Origin of the sequence: Streptomyces violaceusniger Tu 4113, from assembly GCF_000147815.2 — a bacterium.
Taxonomy (GTDB): Bacteria; Actinomycetota; Actinomycetes; order Streptomycetales; family Streptomycetaceae; genus Streptomyces; species Streptomyces violaceusniger_A.
Genome location: NC_015957.1, coordinates 619,281 through 634,005, shown reverse-complemented (window position 1 = coordinate 634,005; position 14,725 = coordinate 619,281). Strand labels below are relative to the sequence as shown.

General features: G+C 72.5%; 14 protein-coding genes and 1 tRNA gene. 2 read left to right on the top strand and 13 right to left on the bottom strand.

All coding sequences use genetic code 11. From position 1 onward, the window contains the following. Positions 1–88 precede the first annotated feature (88 nt). Positions 89–170, bottom strand: a tRNA-Tyr gene (locus STRVI_RS02850). Positions 171–359: 189 nt separating this feature from the next. On the opposite strand from STRVI_RS02850, the gene STRVI_RS02845 reads away from it, so the two are divergent. Then, positions 360–848: a YajQ family cyclic di-GMP-binding protein gene (locus STRVI_RS02845; RefSeq protein WP_014054111.1), complete on the top strand. Its 489-nt coding sequence runs from the start codon at positions 360–362 to the stop codon at positions 846–848. 72 nt (positions 849–920) lie between these two features. Here STRVI_RS02845 and STRVI_RS02840 read toward each other — a convergent pair whose 3' ends face one another. The 12 genes from STRVI_RS02840 to STRVI_RS02785 form a co-directional block, all read right to left on the bottom strand. Beyond that, on the bottom strand, positions 921–1,313 hold the full coding sequence (locus tag STRVI_RS02840; RefSeq protein ID WP_014054110.1) for a YccF domain-containing protein: 393 nt from the start codon (positions 1,311–1,313) through the stop codon (positions 921–923). Continuing rightward, on the bottom strand, positions 1,310–2,173 hold the full coding sequence (gene htpX / locus STRVI_RS02835) for a zinc metalloprotease HtpX (protein ID WP_014054109.1): 864 nt from the start codon (positions 2,171–2,173) through the stop codon (positions 1,310–1,312). The genes STRVI_RS02840 and htpX overlap by 4 nt, the downstream gene beginning before the upstream one ends. A gap of 255 nt (positions 2,174–2,428) precedes the next feature. Then, the gene (locus tag STRVI_RS02830; protein WP_014054108.1) at positions 2,429–4,012 is read right to left on the bottom strand and encodes an NADH-quinone oxidoreductase subunit N; all 1,584 of its coding nucleotides are present in this window, start codon (positions 4,010–4,012) and stop codon (positions 2,429–2,431) included. Beyond that, complete coding sequence (locus tag STRVI_RS02825) at positions 4,009–5,622, bottom strand: complex I subunit 4 family protein (RefSeq protein WP_014054107.1); 1,614 nt, start codon at positions 5,620–5,622, stop codon at positions 4,009–4,011. Before STRVI_RS02825 ends, STRVI_RS02830 begins: the two co-directional genes overlap by 4 nt. 3 nt (positions 5,623–5,625) lie before the next feature. Continuing rightward, positions 5,626–7,644, bottom strand: coding sequence for an NADH-quinone oxidoreductase subunit 5 family protein (locus tag STRVI_RS02820; protein ID WP_014054106.1), 2,019 nt, complete (start codon positions 7,642–7,644; stop codon positions 5,626–5,628). Then, positions 7,641–8,042, bottom strand: coding sequence for an NADH-quinone oxidoreductase subunit NuoK (gene nuoK / locus STRVI_RS02815; protein ID WP_014054105.1), 402 nt, complete (start codon positions 8,040–8,042; stop codon positions 7,641–7,643). Before nuoK ends, STRVI_RS02820 begins: the two co-directional genes overlap by 4 nt. Next, positions 8,042–8,626: an NADH-quinone oxidoreductase subunit J family protein gene (locus tag STRVI_RS02810; protein ID WP_014054104.1), complete on the bottom strand. Its 585-nt coding sequence runs from the start codon at positions 8,624–8,626 to the stop codon at positions 8,042–8,044. The genes nuoK and STRVI_RS02810 overlap by 1 nt, the downstream gene beginning before the upstream one ends. Next, entirely contained in the window at positions 8,623–9,324 is a 702-nt protein-coding gene (locus tag STRVI_RS02805; RefSeq protein WP_014054103.1) for a NuoI/complex I 23 kDa subunit family protein, read from the bottom strand. The genes STRVI_RS02810 and STRVI_RS02805 overlap by 4 nt, the downstream gene beginning before the upstream one ends. Continuing rightward, positions 9,324–10,289: a complex I subunit 1/NuoH family protein gene (locus STRVI_RS02800; RefSeq protein ID WP_014054102.1), complete on the bottom strand. Its 966-nt coding sequence runs from the start codon at positions 10,287–10,289 to the stop codon at positions 9,324–9,326. Before STRVI_RS02800 ends, STRVI_RS02805 begins: the two co-directional genes overlap by 1 nt. Beyond that, complete coding sequence (locus tag STRVI_RS02795) at positions 10,286–12,025, bottom strand: NADH-quinone oxidoreductase subunit C (RefSeq protein WP_014054101.1); 1,740 nt, start codon at positions 12,023–12,025, stop codon at positions 10,286–10,288. The genes STRVI_RS02800 and STRVI_RS02795 overlap by 4 nt, the downstream gene beginning before the upstream one ends. Beyond that, positions 12,022–12,717: an NADH-quinone oxidoreductase subunit B gene (locus STRVI_RS02790; protein WP_014054100.1), complete on the bottom strand. Its 696-nt coding sequence runs from the start codon at positions 12,715–12,717 to the stop codon at positions 12,022–12,024. The genes STRVI_RS02795 and STRVI_RS02790 overlap by 4 nt, the downstream gene beginning before the upstream one ends. Then, positions 12,708–13,103, bottom strand: a complete 396-nt coding sequence (locus tag STRVI_RS02785; RefSeq protein ID WP_043237738.1) for an NADH-quinone oxidoreductase subunit A — start codon at positions 13,101–13,103, stop codon at positions 12,708–12,710. The genes STRVI_RS02790 and STRVI_RS02785 overlap by 10 nt, the downstream gene beginning before the upstream one ends. Positions 13,104–13,309: 206 nt before the next feature. On the opposite strand from STRVI_RS02785, the gene STRVI_RS02780 reads away from it, so the two are divergent. Beyond that, a complete protein-coding gene (locus STRVI_RS02780) occupies positions 13,310–14,542 on the top strand; it encodes a sensor histidine kinase (protein WP_014054098.1) in 1,233 nt (410 codons plus the stop codon). Positions 14,543–14,725 lie beyond the last annotated feature (183 nt).

Below are 14,725 nucleotides of genomic sequence, written 5' to 3'. Positions count from 1 at the left end.
GACCGCCCCATTCCGGGCGCGATCCTCGCTCGCCAACGAAAACGGCCCCCGGCTGCGTTTTCGCAGCTCGGGGGCCGTTTTCCCACTGTGGCGGCGCCAGGATTCGAACCTGGGTAGGCTAAGCCGACGGATTTACAGTCCGCTCCCATTGGCCACTCGGGCACACCGCCTGGGATGTGGCCAGGCGCCCCGCTCTCGCGGTGCTGCTCCCTGGCAACGACGTAAACAATACCTGATGCGCGGGGGTGCTTCGCCACCCGGTTGATCGCCTCTGGATCATGGCCGAGATCGCTAGGCTGGCTGGAGCGGTCCGCTGGGCCGTGCCACTGACGGATCTACGTACGAGGAGCCAACTCAAGATGGCCGACTCCAGTTTCGACATCGTCTCGAAGGTCGAGCGGCAGGAGGTCGACAACGCTCTGAACCAGGCGAGCCGCGAGATCTCCCAGCGCTACGACTTCAAGAACGTCGGCGCCTCGATCGAGTGGTCGGGCGAGCGGATCGAGATGCGAGCCAACTCCGAGGAGCGGGTCAAGGCGATCCTCGACGTCTTCCAGTCCAAGCTGGTCAAGCGCGGGATCTCGCTGAAGGCCCTGGACGCGGGCGAGCCCCAGGCGTCGGGCAAGGAGTACAAGATCTTCGCCTCGCTGCAGGAGGGGATCTCGCAGGACAACGCGAAGAAGGTCGCGAAGATCATCCGCGATGAGGGGCCCAAGGGCGTCAAGGCGCAGGTGCAGGGCGAAGAGCTGCGGGTGACCTCCAAGAACCGGGATGACCTGCAGGCCGTGATCGCCCTGCTCAAGGGCAAGGACCTGGACTTCGCGGTGCAGTTCGTGAACTACCGGTAGCCGGCACTCGGACCGGTGCGGCAGGGGCGGTGCGGCGTGGCCGTGCCGCCCCTGGTGTTGTCGGCGGGCAGGTCAGCGGTGGCCGAAGGGCTGGTCGGTGGGGACGATGTCGACGCCGAGGGGAGCCAGGGAGATCGGGATGAGCTTGAAGTTGGCCAGGCCCAGGGGGATGCCGATGATCGTGATGCAGAGGACGACGCCGGTGAGCAGGTGGCCGAGCGCCAGCCACCAGCCCGCGAGGATGAGCCAGAGGACGTTGCCGACGCAGGAGGCGGCTCCGGCGCCGGGGCGGGGGACGGTGGTGCGGCCGAAGGGCCAGAGGGCGAAGCCGGCGATGCGCCAGGAGGCGAGCGCGAAGGGGATGCCGATGATCGTGAGGCAGAGGAGGACCCCGGCGAAGACGTAGAGGATCGCCATCCAGAGGCCGGCGAAGATCAGCCAGATGAGGTTCAGGAGGGTTTTCACGGTTGGTGTCCTGCCATCTGCTCGAGTCGGGCGATGCGCTCCCGCATGGGCGGGTGAGTGGAGAAGAGCTTGGCCATGCCCTCACCGGCGCGGAACGGGTTGGCGATCATCAGGTGGCTGGCGGTCTCCAGGCGGGGCTCGGGCGGCAGCGGAAGCTGCTTCGTACCGGCTTCCAGCTTGCGCAGGGCGCTGGCGAGGGCCAGGGGGTCGCCGGTGAGCTGGGCTCCGGAGGCGTCAGCCTCGTATTCGCGGGAGCGGCTCACGGCGAGCTGGATGATGGAGGCCGCGAGCGGGCCGAGGATCATGATCAGCAGCATGCCGAGGAAGCCGGGGCCCTCGTCGTCGTCGGACCGGCCCATGGGGATCAGCCAGGCGAAATTCACCAGGAACATGACGACGCTGGCGAGCGCGCCCGCGATCGAGGAGATCAGGATGTCGCGGTTGTAGACATGGCTGAGCTCATGGCCGAGGACCCCGCGCAGCTCGCGCTCGTCCAGCAGCCGCAGAATGCCGTCGGTGCAGCAGACCGCCGCGTTACGGGGGTTGCGGCCGGTGGCGAAGGCGTTGGGGGCCTCGGTCGGGGAGATGTAGAGCCGGGGCATCGGCTGACGCGCGGCCGTGGAGAGCTCGCGCACCATGCGGTACAGCCCCGGTGCCTCGAACTCGCTGACGGGGCGGGCGCGCATCGCGCGCAGGGCCAGCTTGTCACTGTTCCAGTAGGCATATGCGTTGGTCCCGAGTGCGACGACGACCGCGATGATCAGCCCGGTGCGGCCGAAGAGGCTGCCGATGAGGATGATGATCGCGGACAGACCACCGAGGAGTACGGCGGTCTTCAGCCCGTTGTGCCGGCGGTGCACTGTGTGCCCTCCCGTTGTGCCGCAGGGGAACGCTTTGCCTGGTGTCTCCACCTTCCAGTGGACCCTCCTGAAAAAGTCAACGCCAGGCGAAGGGCACCAGTTCCCTTGTGCACACGGGTGCGGGCGCGCGGCCGATGCCGACGGCCCGCACGGCCGGATCCGACCGCCCGCACGGCCGGTGGCCGATGACCGAGTTGAGGCCGATGGCGGCCGTAAGTAGGGCGAACGGAGACCCGCGGCGGACGCGGGAGCGGTTTACAGCAGGGTGTCCGAGGCGAACCGCAGGACGAGCTGCGGGGCGCCGGACAGGGCGATGCCGACGACCGCGGTGAGGCCGATGGCCGCCGTAAGGGGAATGGCGCGCGGGCGGGCGACGGCCGCCCCGGCGGCGGGCGCGGGCTCCGCCCCGGCGGCGGGCGCGGGCTCCGCCCCGGCGGCGGGCTCGGGGGCGCGGAAGAGCAGCGCCGTCCACTGGAGGTAGTAGTAGAGCGCCACGACCACGTTGAGCGCCATCACCACCGCGAGCCAGCCCAGCCCCGCGTCCACGGCCGCCGAGAAGACGGTCACCTTGGCAAAGAGCCCGATGACGCCCGGGGGCAGCCCGGCCAGGCACAGGAGGAAGAAGCCGAGCGCCAGGGCGGCGGCCGGGCGGGCCGCGTACAGCCCGCGGTAGTCGGTGAGGCGGTTGGCCGGGCTCGTACGGGCCACCAGGGCGGCCACGGCGAAGGCGCCGAGGTTCACGGCCGCGTACATCAGGGCGTACGCGACGGTGGAGCCGATGGCGCGGGAGGCGTCCTTGGCGGAGTCCGCGTAGCCGGCCGCGGCGATCGGGACCAGCAGATAGCCCGCCTGGGCGACGGAGGACCAGGCGAGCAGGCGTACGGCGCTGAAGGCGCGCTCCGGGCGCTGGCGCAGCGCCGCGGCGTTCCCCGCGGTCATGGTGAGGGCGGCCAGGACGGCGACGGCCGGGCCCCACACATCGGCGTAGGAGGGGAAGGCGAGGACGGTCACCAGGATGAGGCCGGAGAAGCCGACCGCCTTACCGACGACCGATAGATACGCCGCGACGGGCACGGGGGCGCCGACGTAGGTGTCGGGCACCCAGAAGTGGAAGGGCACGGCGGCGGTCTTGAACGCGAAGCCCACCAGGGTGAGCACGACCCCCGCCTGGGCGAGCGTGTCGAGCCGCGGGTCGACATGGGTGAGGGCATCCGCGATCCGGGACAGATGGAGGCTGCCGGTGGCGGCGTAGACGAAGCTGACGCCGAGCAGCATCACGGCGGTCGCGGTGACCGAGGAGAGGAAGAACTTCAGCGCGGCCTCGGAGGACAGGCGGTCGCCACGGCGCAGGCCCACCAGGGCGAAGGCCGGGAGCGAGGCCACTTCGAGGGCGATGACCAGGGTCGCCAGATCGCGGGAGGCGGGCAGCAGAGCCGCCCCGGCGGCCGAGGACAGCAGCAGGAACCAGAATTCGCCCGCCGGGAGTTTGAGGTCGTCGAGAGCGCTGAAGGACAGCAGCCCGGTGAGCAGCGCCCCGCCGAGCACGAGGAACTGGATGACGAGGGTGAAGGTGTCGGCCGTGTAGCTGCACGCGTGGGCGCCGCTGGTCAGGCAGAAGGTGGAGCGGTCGCCGTCCAGCAGCGGCAGCAGGGCGAGCGCGGCCAGGGCCAGTCCCGCTATCGCTCCCCAGCCCAGCAGATGCTTCCTGCGCTCGGGCAGGAAGAGGTCCGCGACGAGGACGGCGAGGCCGGCCAGGGCCGCGATGGTGGGCGGTGCGACGGCGAGCCAGTCGACGGACTGGACGAGGCTGGTGGCCAGGCTCGTGGCGTTCGCAGTCATCGGTTGCCTCCCGCGAGGAGCTGCTGCACGGCCGGGTCGGTGAGGCCGAGGAGGGCCGCGGGCCACAGTCCGGCGAGGACGGTGAGGGCCACCAGGGGGCTCCAGGCGGCGAATTCATAGCCGCGGACGTCGGCGAGGGCGGGCCGCTCGGGCTCGGTCCCGACGCGGGGCTCGATCGGATGGTCACCCATGCAGACGCGGCGTACGACGATGAGCATGTAGGCGGCGGTGAGCAGGGTGCCGAAGCCGGCGAACGCCATATAGGTGAGATACGCCGGGCGGCTGAGCCCGTCGGCGGGGTCGAAGGCGCCGAACATGGCGAGCATCTCGCCCCAGAACCCGGCGAGTCCGGGCAGCCCCAGGGAGGCCACGGCGCCGAAGGCGAGCAGTCCGCCCAGGCGCGGCGCCCTGCCGTACAGGGCGGCGCCGCTGGTGCCCGCGAGCTGGTCGAGGTCGGTGGTGCCGGAGCGGTCCTTGAGGGCGCCGACGAGGAAGAAGAGCAGTCCGGTGATCAGGCCGTGGGCGATGTTGGCGAAGAGCGCGCCGTTCACGCCGGTGGGGGTGAGGGTCGCGATGCCCAGCAGCACGAAGCCCATATGGCCGACGGAGGAGTAGGCGATCAGGCGCTTGAGGTCGCCCTTGGCGCCGGTGCGGGCCAGGGCCAGGCAGGCGAGGGATCCGTAGATGATGCCGACCACGGCGAACGCGGCGAGGTAGGGCGCGTAGGTGTGGGCCGCCCCGGGGGTGATCGGCAGCACGATGCGGACCAGCCCGTACGTGCCCATCTTGAGCAGCACGCCCGCCAGCAGCACCGAGCCGACGGTGGGGGCGGCGGTATGGGCGTCGGGCAGCCAGCTGTGCAAAGGCCACATGGGGGCCTTGACGGCGAGTCCGACGATGATGGCGAGGGCCGCGATCAACTGGGTGGTGTGGCTGAGCCCGGAGCCCCCCGCGCCGGAGGCGCTATCGGATGCAGTGCTGGCGAGTGCCACCATGTCGAAGGTGCCGCCCCCCAGCCCGACGAGGAGCAGGCCGAGCAGCATGACGACGGAGCCGAGCAGTGTGTAGAGGATGAACCGCCAGGCGGCACGGTCCCGTTCGCCGCTGCCCCACCGGTTGATGAGGAAGTACATCGGGATGAGGACCATCTCGAACGCCAGGAAGAACAGCATCAGGTCCAGCACCGCGAAGCTGGCCAGGGTGCCGGACTCGAGGAGCAGCAGCAGCGCGACGAAGGCCCTGGGGGACGGCCCGGCGGGCCGGTTGAAGTAGGCGTAGAGCGCGCTGAGGAAGGTCAGCAGCGCGGTCAGCACGAGCAGCGGCAGCGAGACGCCGTCCACGCCGAGGTGGATGCGGATGTCCAGCGCCGGGATCCAGCCGATGTCCGTCTGGGCCTGCATCCTGGCCGGGTGGTCGTGGTCGAAACCGGCGGCCAGGGCGATGGCGGCGGCGAGCACCACTCCGGTGACGGTCACGCCGTGGCGCAGTACGGCCTGGTCCGGCCCGCGGCCGCGCAGCCCGGGCGGGGCCGGGAGCAGGGCGGTGACGCTGCCGAGCAGGGGGAGCACGACCAGGGCGGCGAGGAGGAGTTGCAGGACGGTGTGGTTCACGGGTCAGGCTCCCGCTGCGACGAGGACGGCGGCCACGGCCAGGACGAGGGAGCCCGCGAGCAGCGCGCCGAGGTAGGTCTGCACATTGCCGGTCTGGGCGCGGCGGACGGCCGCGCCGAGCAGGCGGGGCACACCGCCCGCGCCGCGTACGTACGTCTCGACGACCTCGCGGTCGAGGAAGCGGACGAGCCGGGCGGCGGCGGCCACGGGCCGGACGAACAGGGCGCTGTAGACGGCGTCGAGGTGGAAGCCGACGGCCGCGTGGCGGTGCAGCGGGCCCAGGAGCAGCCGCCCGGGGTCGGCGGGGTCGCTGGCGCCCGCGATGGAGCCGTAGGCCGCCTCGTGGGTGGCGATGGCCTCGGCCTCGGAGACGGCGTCGGCGGCTTCGGGGTGGGCGGCCACCGCGCCGAGCGGGACGTGGGCGGCCCGGGCCGAGCTGTGCCGCCAGGCGCCGTACATGACGAGGGCGCCGGCCAGGGCCAGCCCGGTGCCGAGGACGGAGGTGGTGAGGGTCGGGGTGAGCGTCTCGCCGTCGAACCAGTCGGGCAGCGTGCCGTAGGCGAGGCCGAGGGCGGCCGTGGGGATGAACAGCACCCACAGGACGGCGTTCATGGCCACCGGCTGCTTGCCGTGGTCGGGGACGGGCTCGCCCCGGCCGCGGAAGGCGAGCAGCCACAGCCGGGCCGCGTATCCGGCGGTGAGGAGCGCGGTAAGGAGCCCGGCGAGGAGCACGGTCCAGCCGACGCCCTCGGGGACGCCGGGGGTGTGGCCGGTCGCGGCGTGCTCGGCCGTGCCGAGGACGGCCTCCTTGGAGAAGAAGCCCGCGAAGGGCGGGATGGCGGCGAGCGCGAGCAGCGCGACCGTCATCGTCCAGAAGGCGTCGGGGATGCGCTGGGCGAGGCCGCTCATCCGGGACATGGCGGCGAGGGAGTTGCTGCCGGCGGCGTGGATCACCACGCCCGCGCCGAGGAAGAGCAGCGCCTTGAACGCGCCGTGGGTGATGAGGTGGAAGACGGCGGCACCGCGGTCGTCGACGGCCAGCGCGCCCGTCATATAACCGAGTTGGCCGACGGTCGAGTAGGCGAGGACGCGTTTGATGTCGTCCTGGGCGAGCGCGGCGAGCGCCGAGCCGACCATCGTCACGGCCGCCATGGCGGCCAGGACGGCGAGCGCGGCGGCGGAGGAGGCGAAGACGGGCAGCAGCCGGGCCACGACAAAGACACCGGCGGCGACCATGGTGGCCGCGTGGATCAGCGCGGAGACCGGGGTGGGACCGGCCATCGCGTCCGGCAGCCAGGTGTGCAGCGGGAACTGCGCGGACTTGCCCGCGACCCCGGCCAGCAGCAGCAGCGCGATCAGGGTGGGGTGGTCCAGCGGCACCCCGGCGGTCTCGGAGGTCAGCCGGGTGTGGATCTCGCTGATCCGGAACGTGCCGGTGTCGCCCGCGAGCGCGAAGATGCCGATCAGGAACGGCACGTCGCCGAGCTTGGTGACCAGGAACGCCTTCAGGGACGCCGAGCGCGCGGCCGCGGTCTCCCAGTAGTGGCCCACCAGGAAGTACGAGCAGATGCCCATGATCTCCCAGCCGACGAGCAGCACGATCAGGTCGTCGGAGTAGACGACCAGGAGCATCGCGGCGGTGAAGAGGGAGACGAGCGCGGCGTAGGAGGGGTAGCGGGGGTCGTCCCGCAGGTAGCCGGTCGAGTAGATCTGCACACAGCAGGCGACGACGGCGACGAGGACCGCGACCAGGGCGGCGAAGCCGTCGACCTGCAGGGCGAGGTCGATGGGGACCGAGCCGGTGTCGGCGAGCCGGGTCGCGGCGGTGAGCGGGGCCGTGCCACCGCCCGCTCCCCCGCCCTGCCGTACGGCGACGAGCACGGCGAGCCCGGCCGCGGCGAGGGTCGGCAGCACCGCGAGGGGGCGGACGAAACCGGGGGCGCGGCGGCTCAGCAGGAGCCCGGCCACGGCGCCGAGGAAGGGCAGCAGGGGGACGAGAACGGCGGCGGTCGTGGTCGTCACGCGGTCTGCCTCCGGGCGCGTCGTGCCTGGTCGGCGGCGTTGTCAGTGGGGGCTGCCATGCTGTCGTCCATCGGGTCCTGGCCGTCCGACGGGGGGTCGGCCAGGTCCCGGAGTCTGTCGACGTCGGCGGTGCCGCGGTTGCGGTGGACGAGGAGGACGATGGCGAGGCCGATGCCGATCTCGGCGGCGGCGATGGCGATGGTGAAGAGGGTCAGGGCCTGGCCCGCGTGCAGGGTGTCGCGGAGCCAGACGTCGAAGGCGACGAGGTTGAGGTTGACGGCGTTGAGCATCAGCTCGACCGACATCAGCATCAGGATCGCGTTGCGGCGGGCGAGGACGCCGTACAGGCCCGTGCAGAAGAGGAGGACGGCGAGCACGGCGGGGTAGGCGAGGTGCATCAGCGCTTCTCCTTGCCGCTCTGGGCGTCCCGCGGTTCGGCGGTCTTACGGGACAGGACGATCGCGCCGACGAGCGCGGCGAGGAGGAGCACGGACAGCGCCTCGAACGGCAGCACCCAGTGGCGGAAGAGGCTCTCACCGGAGACGGCGGTGGAGCCCTGGACGCCCTTGTCGAGCTCGATCCAGGTGGTCCGGAAGGCGTCCACGACCACCCACACCAGGACGCCCGCGGCGGCCACGGCCACCGCGAGCGCGGCCGGGCGGTTGCCCGAATCGGCGTCCGGGGAGGGGCCGATGGGCGCCTTGGTGAGCATCAGCCCGAAGAGGAGGAGGACGACGACGGAGCCGACGTAGATCAGCACCTGCACCCAGGCGATGAACTCCGCCGTGAGCAGGAGGTACTCCACGGCGATGCCGCCGAGCGCCACCACCAGCCATAGGGCGGCGTGCACCAGTTGCTTGGTGGTGACGGTGAGGACGGCCGCGCCGAGGGTCGCGATGCCCACCAGCAGGAAGGCGATCTCGACGCCGGTCGGCGACAGGAACCCGTGGCCGGTGGCGGCCAGGTGGACCGCGGGACTCACGTGGCGGCTCCGTTTCCGTCGGATCCGTCGGTGCCGTTGGTCCTGTCGGCCCCGTCGCTCGCGTTGGGCCCGTCGCTCGCGTTGGTCCCGTCGCTCGCGTTGGTCCCGTTGGGCCCGTCGCTCGTGTCGGAGGCGTGCTCCGCCTCGGCCTGCGCGGCCTCGGCGGCGGCCGCGGCCTCCGCGGCGGCGAGCTTGTCGGCGGCCTTACGGGCGGCGCCGATCTCCTTGGGCTCCTCAGCGCGCGGGTCGAGCGCGGGCGGCGCGGGCACCGTCCACATCCACTCGCGGAGCTTGTCCCGCTCATGGGTGAGATCGCGGATGTCCTCCTCCGCGTACTCGAACTCCGGCGACCAGAAGAGCGCGTCGAAAGGACACACCTCGATGCAGATACCGCAGTACATGCACAGGGCGAAGTCGATCGCGAACCGGTCCAGCACATTGCGGCTGCGCTCGCGCCCGCCGGGGGCGGCCGGGGGGACGGTCTCCTTGTGCGAGTCGATATAGATGCACCAGTCCGGGCATTCGCGGGCGCACAGCATGCAGACCGTGCAGTTCTCCTCGAACAGCCCGATCACCCCGCGGGTACGGGGCGGCAACTCGGGCTGCGCGTCCGGATACTGCGCGGTGTGCGACTTCCGGGTCATCGTGCGGAGGGTGACGGCCAGGCCCTTGGCCAGGCCGGATCCGGGGATGCCCATCAGGAGATCACCACCTTGACGACGCCGGTGAGGGCGATCTGGGCCAGTGAGAGCGGAATGAGGCAGGTCCAGGCGAACCGCTGTAGCTGGTCCTCGCGCAGCCGCGGATAGCTGACCCGCAACCAGATCACGACGAAGGCGAGGACGGCCGTCTTCAGCAGCGTCCACAGCCAGCCGAGGCCGTCGGCGAACGGACCGTGCCAGCCGCCGAGGAAGAGGACGGTGGTCAGCCCGCACAGGATGACGATGCCCGCGTACTCGGCGAGCAGGAAGAGCGCGAACCGCAGCCCGGTGTACTCGGTGTACGCACCGAAGATGATCTCGGAGTCGGCGACCGGCGCGTCGAACGGCGGACGCTGCAGCTCGGCGAGACCGGCGGTGAAGAACACCACCCCGCCGACGATCTGCCACGGCACCCACCACCACTCGAACGCCGCGAGGATGCCGGGCAGCGAGACCGTGCCCGCCGCCATCGCCACGGAGGCGGCGGTGAGCAGCATCGGCAGCTCGTACGCCATGAGCTGGGCGGCCGTACGCAGGCCCCCGAGGAGGGAGAACTTGTTCGCCGAGGCCCAGCCCGCCATCAGCGAACCCAGCACCCCGACGCCCATCACGGCGAGCACGAAGAAGATGCCCGCGTCCACGACCTGGCCGACGGCGCCCTCGGCGGGGCCGACCGGGATCGCGACGAGGACGAGCAGGTACGGCAGCAGGGCGACGGCGGGCGCGAGCTGGAAGATCCGCCGGTCGGCGCCGGTGGGTACGACGTCTTCCTTCTGCGCGAACTTCACCCCGTCCGCGACGAGCTGGGCCCATCCGTGGAACCCGCCCGCGTACATCGGCCCGAGGCGGCCCTGCATATGGGCCATGACCTTGTGCTCGGTCTGCCCCACGAGCAGGGGCAGTATGAGGAAGGCGAGCAGGAGGGCGAGCAGTCGCAGCGCGACGTCGAGGACGTCGTTCACGCGGTGCCTCCTGGCTGGTCGTCGGAGTTGGTGTCGGGGGTGTCGGGGGTGTCGGAGGCGGAGTCGGGTTTCTCCCCGCCTCGTCCGTCTCCGTCTGCCCCGGCCTCCGGTGCCTCCGCTGCCTCCGGCTCGCGCGGGGACTCGGCATCCTCGTCCCGCGCGGGGCGCGCGTGATGCCAGGGGGCATCGGACGATCGGGTCCGCGGCGCGGGGCGCCGCGGGTGCGCCGGGGACGCGGATGCGGTCGATTCGGGCTCGACGACGCCATCGGCCGCGGGGGCTTCGGGCGCCGGGGCTTCGGCCGCCGCGCCTTCGGGCGCCGGTGGCTCGGCGGGGGCCGAGGGCTTATCGGCTGCGGCCTGCCGACTGGCGGCCGCGTCCGAGGCCGAGGCTTCCGCCGTGGGCTCCGCACCCGCCGAACGCCGGCTCGCGGACCCCTCACCGGCGGTACGGGAGCGCCGCGCCGGACGCTCGGCCTCTGGAGCATGGGTCTCCCCCGCCGCCTCGGCGCCTGCCGGGCGTTCGGCCGCTGGGGTCTGATCGTCCGCTGTCGGCTCCGCACCGCCCGGGCGCCGGCTTGCCGAACCCTCGCTCACGCTGCGCGAACCCCGCGCCGGGCGTTCGACCGGACCCGGGGCCTCCGCACCCGCCGAGGCCGGAGTCTCCCCCGCCGCCCCAGCCCCTCCCGGACGCTCCGCCGCCGGGGTGTGCGAGTCGGCCGCCGACTCGCCGCTCCCCGGACGCTGGACCACCGAGCTCTGAGCATCCGCCGCCTCCGCACCCCCCGGGCGCCGGCTCGCCGAACCCTCGCTCACGCTGCGCGAACGCCGCGCCGGGCGTTCGGGTGCCGGAGTCGGAGTGTCCGCCGTTGGCTCCGCGCCTGCCGGGCGCTGGCTCGCGGAGCCGGCTGTCGCGGTGCGGGTGCGGCGGGCGGGGCGCTCGCCCGCCGCGGCGCCTGCCGCGCGGGGGCCGCCGCGGGCCGGGCGGGCCGGGGCGGGGGGTAGCTGGCCCTTGAGGGGGCCCCACTCGTTGGGGTCGGGGACGCCCGGCGGCAGCATCTGCCGTCGCTTGGGGGCGTGGCCGGTGCCCGACTCCCCCGGCTCCTTCGCGCCCGGCCATGCCTTGACGACCCGGGCCGCCAGCACGAAGTCCTTGCGCAGCGGATGCCCCTCGAAGCCGTCGGGGAGCAGCAGCGGCGCGAGACCGGGGTGGCCGGTGAAGCCGATGCCGAACATCTCGTGGGTCTCGCGCTCATGCCAGGCCGCCCCGGCATAGACGCCGGTCGCGGTCGGCAGCGCGGCCGCGTCGTGCGGCACGGTGGTGCGCACCAGCAGACCGCGCACCGCGCGCCCGGCCGCACCCGCGCCCCCGCTCCCGGCCGCACCCGCGCCCCCGCTCCCGCCGAGGGCGACGACGTACGCGGCCACCCGGAAGCCGGTGCCCGGCTCGTCGACCGCGCTCAGCCAGTCGAAGTAGCTGCAGCCGAGGGTGTCGCGGGCCGTCTCCAGCGACGCGATCCAGGAGTCGGCCGGGACGTCGACGGTGAGCAGGTCGTACGCCTCCTCCGCCGTGGCGCCCTCGCCGAACAGCTCGGTGGCGGAACGCGGCAGCCAGCCCACGGGCGGGGCGGCCACCGCAGCGGGCTCCGCCACCTCCGCCGGCTCGACCTCTGCGGGCTCGACCTCTGCGGCCTCCGGCGTCTCGTTCCGCTCCGGCGTCTCGTTCGGCTCGGTCATGTCGTGTCTTCCCGCCCCGGAGGCGTGACCAGCCCGCTGCGCAGCGCGGCCGCGGACGGGCGGCCCGAGGCCGTGGATTCGGCACCGCGCCCCGACGTCCCGTAGCGCTCGCCCAGCGACTCGCGCGCGATCTTCTCCTGGAGCTTGAGGATGCCCTGCAGCAGCGCCTCGGGCCGGGGCGGGCAGCCGGGGACGTAGACGTCGACGGGGATGATCTGGTCGACGCCCTTCGTCACGGCGTACGAGTCCCAGTAGGGGCCGCCGCAGTTCGAGCAGGCCCCGAAGGAGATCACGTACTTCGGCTCCGGCATCTGCTCGTACAGCCGCTTGACCGCGGGCGCCATCTTGTCCGTGACCGTGCCGGAGACGACCATCAGGTCGGCCTGGCGCGGCCCCGGCGCGAAGGGGATCACGCCGAGCCGGATGAAGTCGTGGCGGGCCATCGACGCGGCGATGAATTCGATCGCGCAGCAGGCGAGCCCGAAGTTGAAGACCCACAGGCTGTAGCGGCGGCCCCAGTTCAGGACCACCTTCATCGGCTCGGGAGCCAGCCGGGCCAGCGTGCCGAGACGGCGCGGCTCCGGCAGGTCCACCGGAGCGGAGGCGGGGACCGATGCGGGGACCGGCGCGGGGACCGCCGAGGCGGCCGGCGTCGGCGTCGGGTTCGGCGTCGGGTTCGGTGTCACGTCCACTCCAGGACGCCCTTCTTCCATGCGTACAGCAGACCTACGGCGAGGAACCCGAGGAAGATGAACATCTCCACCAGCGTGGCGGCCCCGAAGCCGGGCGCCGCGAAAACCGTCGCCCACGGGAACAAGAAGATCGAGTCCACGGCGAAAATCACATACAGAAAAGCGTAGACGTAGTAACGGACCTGGGTGTGGGCCCAGCCCTCGCCCACCGGGTCCACTCCGCACTCGTAGGTCAGCAGCTTCTCCGGCGTCGGCACGACGGGCCGCAGCAGCCGCCCGGCCCCGAAGGCCACGGCGACGAAGATCACGCCGATCGCCGCCAGCAGTCCGACTACCGTATAGCCGTAGAAGTAGCCGTCCGCGAGCTGGACGCCGGCGCCACTCATGGTGTGTACGGTCGTCGCCTCCGGCACGTCCGCCCTCGCTCCCTGGTCTCGTGGTCCCTGCCCGCTCCTCGTCGACCTCGCGTGTTCGACGATCCGTACGGACGGGAAGTCTAGGCCCTGCCGGCGCCCGGCCGAGCGGCCCGTCCGCCATGCGGTAGGGCTACCCCCATGGCGATCCCCCCGCCGGGCCGGGCAGTCTTGCTGCCATGACCTCCAGTTCCCCCGTCCACGACCCCGACGGCGGCGGCCGTGGCCGCGGCGACGAGCGGCTGCCGCGGCCGCCCGCGTTCGCCTTTCCCGCGCAGACCTGGAAGGAGATCGCCTATCTCCTGGCCAATCTGCCGGTGGGCATTCTCTGCTTCATCTTCACGCTGGTCTGGCTTGCCGTAGGGCTGGGGCTGTCCGTCACGGTGGTGGGGCTGCCGCTGCTGGCCCTGGGGCTGCGCTTCAGCCGGCTCCTCGGCCGGTTCGAGCGGAACCGCGCCAGGTCACTGCTCTTGGTGCGCATCGATGAGCCCAGCCCCCTGCCGTACCGGCCGGGCAGTGGCGTCCTCAGCCGGTTGTGGACGAGTCTGCGGGATCCGGTCGGCTGGCGTGCCACGCTGTACGCCCTGGTCCGGCTGCCGTGGGCGGTGGTCACCTTCGCTCTCACCCTGACCTCGCTGTTCATCGCCTGGCCGGTGCTGCCGTGGATTGCCCGGGGGCTGACGCATGTGGACCGGGCGATGGTGCGCGGGCTGCTGTTCCCCTCCGATGAGCTGGAGCGGCGGATCGCCGAGCTGGAGTCGGACCGGGGCACGGTGGTCGACACCGCCGCCGCGGATCTGCGCCGCATCGAGCGCGACCTCCACGACGGCGCCCAGGCCCGGCTGGTCGCCCTCGCCATGGGGCTCGGTCTGGCGAAGGAGAAGCTGGACGAGGACCCGGAAGCCGCCGCCAAGATGGTCGACGAGGCCCACGGCGAGGTGAAGCTCGCCCTCCAGGAGCTACGCGACCTCGCCCGCGGCATCCACCCCGCGATCCTCACCGACCGCGGCCTCGGCCCCGCCCTCTCCGCGCTCTCGGCCCGCTGCACCGTCCCTGTGACGGTGACGGTCGAGCTGCCGGAACGTCCGGCGCCCGCGATCGAGGGAATCGCCTACTTCACCGTCTCCGAACTGCTCCAGAACATCAGCAAGCACAGCGGCGCCCGCACCGCCGGGGTGGACCTGTGGCGCACCGAGGACCGGCTGCTGATCCAGGTACGGGACGACGGACACGGCGGGGCGTCCACCGACGGGGGCACGGGGCTCGCGGGGCTGACGGAGCGGCTGGGCTCGGTCGACGGGCTGTTCGCGGTGGACTCGCCGCCCGGCGGGCCGACCTCCGTGACCGCCGAGCTGCCCTGGCGCCACCGGACGGGGTCGGCGGCGGGCACGGCGGTGGCACGTTCCCGGTAGCGCGCCTGACGCCGGAGGGCAGGGCCGGCCCCCGGGGGCGAAGCACCTGCCCCCAAAGACAGAGCCAGCCCCCGGCAAGGCCCCTGGCCCGCCCCCGAAGGTAGGGCTAACCCCCCGGTGAAGAGGCCGATCCGCCCGATGGTCGGGCCGACCGCGCTCCGGGACTCTTGGGGGTACGCAGAC